The sequence below is a fragment of the Oleiphilus sp. HI0079 genome, from assembly GCF_001635105.1.
On record NZ_LWFT01000078.1, the window covers coordinates 1 to 661 of the forward strand.

Annotated in this window: 1 protein-coding gene; it reads left to right on the plus strand. The window is 48.3% G+C overall.

Translation table 11 applies throughout. From position 1 onward, the window contains the following. Positions 1-536 (plus strand): chemotaxis protein CheW (locus A3750_RS01130; RefSeq protein WP_197474783.1); only part of this gene is annotated, 536 nt, incomplete at its 5' end. Positions 537-661 lie beyond the last annotated feature (125 nt).

Genomic DNA, 661 nt, shown 5'->3' on the forward strand with positions numbered 1-661 from the left:
ATGGTTCCGTTGAGGTCGAATCAACAGCGGGTGAGGGCAGTACGTTTACCATTCGCTTGCCACTAACATTAGCGATTCTTGATGGGCAACTCATTCGAGTAGGGAGCGATGTCTTTATCTTCCCGCTGGTTTCGATTGTTGAATCGATTCAAACCTACGATCAGATGATCCATCGGGTTTCATCTGGCTGCGAGGTACTTCGCTTGCGTGATGAGTATGTGCCTATTGTTAGACTCTGGGATATTTTTAACATCAAACCCGATTCCGAAAAGCTAGAGGATGGCCTCCTTGTGGTAGTTGAGGGCGACAATATGAAGGTCGCCATCTTGGTCGATGATCTTCTTGCTCAGCAGCAAGTGGTGATCAAGAGTCTGCAAGAAAACTACCGTTCTGTGGATGGGATCTCCGGTGCGACAATTCTTGGTGACGGCACCGTGTCATTGATCTTGGATATTGGAGGCTTGGTGAAGCTGTCTGGCGTCAGTCGTGACGACTACAAGAAAACGGTTGCTGACGACGATACGGCAGCTGCATAACAAACCCGTTTGAGATGTGACTATGAGTAATGAACAGCAACCCAGTGTATCTACCAACGAGATCGATGATGCGCTTCAGTCGCAGGTGCAACTTGCCGAGCAATATCTTACGTTTCATATGCAGG